3 protein-coding genes and 1 pseudogene are annotated in these 3361 nt (G+C 73.9%); all 4 read left to right on the top strand.

Annotated features, from left to right (window positions below):
* Positions 1–131: 131 nt before the first annotated feature.
* Positions 132–506, top strand: coding sequence for a hypothetical protein (locus AC2W7G_RS12210; RefSeq protein ID WP_485868680.1), 375 nt, complete (start codon positions 132–134; stop codon positions 504–506).
* Positions 507–570: 64 nt separating this feature from the next.
* A complete protein-coding gene (locus AC2W7G_RS12205) occupies positions 571–1026 on the top strand; it encodes a MaoC family dehydratase (RefSeq protein WP_485868679.1) in 456 nt (151 codons plus the stop codon).
* A 1-nt stretch (position 1027) separates the two neighbouring features.
* A pseudogene (locus tag AC2W7G_RS12200) lies at positions 1028–2123 on the top strand (adenosine deaminase).
* 13 nt (positions 2124–2136) lie between these two features.
* On the top strand, positions 2137–3361 hold a 1225-nt coding region (cofG, locus tag AC2W7G_RS12195; protein WP_485868678.1), incomplete at its 3' end, for a 7,8-didemethyl-8-hydroxy-5-deazariboflavin synthase CofG.

The raw sequence follows: 3361 nt of genomic DNA, 5'->3' as shown, positions 1-3361 counted from the left end.
CGGTCGACGTGCTGGCCGGCGGCGGTCCGGCGACGTCGTGGAGCTGACGCTGGCCCTGGCCCGCGAGATGCTCGCCGCCGCCGGACGCACCGACGTCGACCCGGCCGACGCGCCTGGCCGACGGCCGCGCGATGGACGTGTGGCGCCGCATGATCACCGCCCAGGGCGGCGACCCCGACGGTGCGCTGCCGCAGGCCCGCGAGACGCACGTCGTCACCGCGCCGGCCGGCGGCACGCTGCAGCGCCTCGACGCCTACGACGTGGGCATCGCCGCCTGGCGCCTGGGCGCCGGCCGCTCCAAGCCCGGCGAGCAGCTCGACCTCGGCGCGGGCGTCACCCTCCACGCCAAGACCGGCGACGCGGTCACGGCCGGCCAGCCGCTCCTGACGCTGCACACCGACCGCCCCGAGCGGTTCGACCGCGCGCTCGCGGCGCTCGAGGGCTCGTTCGACATCGCCGACCAGCCGTTCGCGGCCACGGACGTGGTCCTGGGACGCGTCGACTGACGCCACGCCGGTGCCCGAGCGGGCACCGGCGGCGGATGGGCCGACGGCAACTAGGGTGTGGACCATGCGTGTGCTGAACGACCGGGACGAGATCAAGGCGGCCGAGGGGACCGAGCTCGGGGTCAGCACCTGGCTGGAGATCTCCCAGGAGCGCATCGACATGTTCGCCGACGCCACCGGCGACCACCAGTGGATCCACGTCGACCCGCACAAGGCGGCGTCCGGCCCGTTCGGCGCCACCGTGGCCCACGGCTACCTGACGCTGTCGCTCATCCCGTTCCTGGGCGCCCAGGCGTTCGCGTTCGCCGGGGAGACCGCCCGGGTGAACTACGGCCTGGACCGGGTGCGCTTCATGGCCCCCGTGCGGGTCGGCTCGCGCATCCGCGACCGCGTCGTGCTGAGCGCCGTCAACGACATCGAGCGCGGCCAGCAGGTCCAGCTCACCCACACGATCGAGATCGAGGGCTCCGAGAAGCCGGCCTGCGTGGCCGAGGCGATCGTCCTTCTGATGGACTCCTGACATGACGACACCCGCCACCCCCGACCAGATCCGCCGCGCGCCCAAGGTCGCGCTGCACGAGCACCTCGACGGCGGCGTGCGTCCGGCGACGGTCGCCGAGATCGCCGCGGAGATCGGGCACGAGCTGCCCGCGCAGGGCGCCGAGGCGCTCGGCCGCTGGTTCGCCGAGGCCGCCAACAGCGGCTCGCTGCCCCGCTACCTGGAGACGTTCGCGCACACGACCGCGGTCATGCAGACCCGCGAGCACCTGGCCCGCGTCGCCCACGAGGCGGTCGTCGACCTGGCCGCCGACGGCCGTCGTCTACGCCGAGCTGCGGTGGGCCCCCGAGCAGCACCTCGAGCGCGGGCTGTCCCTCGCCGAGGCGGTCGAGGCCGTGCAGGAGGGCGTCGAGAGCGGCGTGAAGGCCGCGGCGGCGGACGGCCGCGAGATCGTCGTCGGCCAGCTGCTCACCGCGATGCGCCACGCCGACCGCGGCCTGGAGATCGCCGAGCTCGTCGTGCAGTACCGCGACCGGGGCGTCTTCGGCTTCGACATCGCCGGCGCCGAGGACGGCTTCCCGCCGATCCTGCACCTGGAGGCGTTCGAGTACCTGCGCCGCGAGAACGCGCACTTCACCATCCACGCCGGCGAGGCGTTCGGGCTGCCGTCGATCTGGCAGGCCATCCAGCGCTGCGGCGCCGAGCGGCTCGGCCACGGCGTGCGCATCGTGGACGACATCGACTTCGACGCCCCCGGCGGCCCGCGCCTGGGCCGGCTGGCCTCGTACGTCCGCGACCGGCGCATCCCGCTCGAGATGTGCCCCTCGTCGAACCTGCAGACCCACGCCGTGCCCGGCATGACGTCCATCGCCGACCACCCGATCGGTCCGCTCAAGGACCTGGGCTTCCGGGTCACGGTCAACTGCGACAACCGGCTCATGAGCGGCACCTCGATGAGCCGCGAGATGCAGCTGCTCGTGGACGCCTTCGGGTACGGCCTGGACGACCTGCGCTGGTTCACGGTCAACGCGATGAAGAGCGCCTTCCTGCCCTTCGACCACCGCATCGACCTGATCGAGCGGGTCATCAAGCCCGCGTACGCCGCCCTGCAGGACTGACCGGGAGGTCCGCGTGACCGACACCGCCCCGACCGTGCCCACCGACCGCGAGGTCGCACGGGCCGTCACGCGCGCCGAAGCCGGCAAGACGATCGACGCCCGCGAGGCGACGGCGCTGCTGGCCGCCCGCGGCGAGCACCTCGAGCGGCTCATGGCCGTCGCCGCGCGCGTCCGCGACGCCGGGCTCGAGGCCGCCGGACGTCCGGGGGTGCTGACGTACTCGCGCAAGGTGTTCATCCCGCTCACCCGGCTGTGCCGCGACCGCTGCCACTACTGCACGTTCGTCACCACGCCCGGGCACCTCGAGCGCGCCGGCGAGGCGCCGTTCCTCACCGCCGACGAGGTGCTCGCCATCGCCCGCGAGGGCGCGGCGATGGGCTGCAAGGAGGCGCTGTTCACGCTCGGCGACCGGCCCGAGGACCGCTGGCCCGAGGCGCAGCAGTGGCTCGAGGAGGCCGGGTACGCCACGACGCTGGAGTACGTCCGGGCCATGGCCGTGCGGGTGCTGGAGGAGACCGGCCTGCTGCCGCACCTCAACCCGGGCGTCATGAGCTGGGCGGAGATGAACCGGCTCAAGCCGGTCGCGCCGTCGATGGGCATGATGCTCGAGACCACGTCCCGGCGGCTGTTCGAGGAGAAGGGCCAGCCCCACTTCCGCAGCCCCGACAAGGACCCGGCCGTCCGGCTGCGGGTGCTCGAGGACGCCGGACGGCTCAACGTGCCGTTCACCACCGGCGTCCTGGTCGGCATCGGCGAGACCCTCGCCGAGCGGGCCGACGCGCTGTTCGAGCTGCGTCGCGTGCACCGGGCCTACGGGTCGGTGCAGGAGGTCATCGTTCAGAACTTCCGGGCCAAGCCCGACACCGCGATGCGGCACGAGGACGACCTGCCGCTCGACGAGTACCTCGCCGCGATCGCCACCGCCCGCGTCGTCCTCGGGCCGCAGGTGCGCGTGCAGGCGCCGCCGAACCTGGTCGACCTGGTCGAGTGCCGGGCGCTGGTGGACGCGGGCATCGACGACTTCGGCGGCATCAGCCCGCTGACCCCCGACCACGTGAACCCCGAGCGGCCGTGGCCGAACGTCGAGAAGCTGGCCGCGCTCTGCGCCGACGCCGGCTTCACGCTGCGCGAGCGGCTCTACCGCGCACCCGCCGTACCTGGCGATGCCGTGGCTCGACCCGCGCCTGCAGGCCCACGTCGACGCGCTGGCGCGGCCCGGACGGTCTGGCGACCCGGAC

Source organism: Aeromicrobium sp. PFPM2_SD2 (assembly GCF_057364525.1).
Note: the sequence above shows the minus strand (reverse complement) of the source record. Positions and strands in the feature narration are given on the sequence as shown.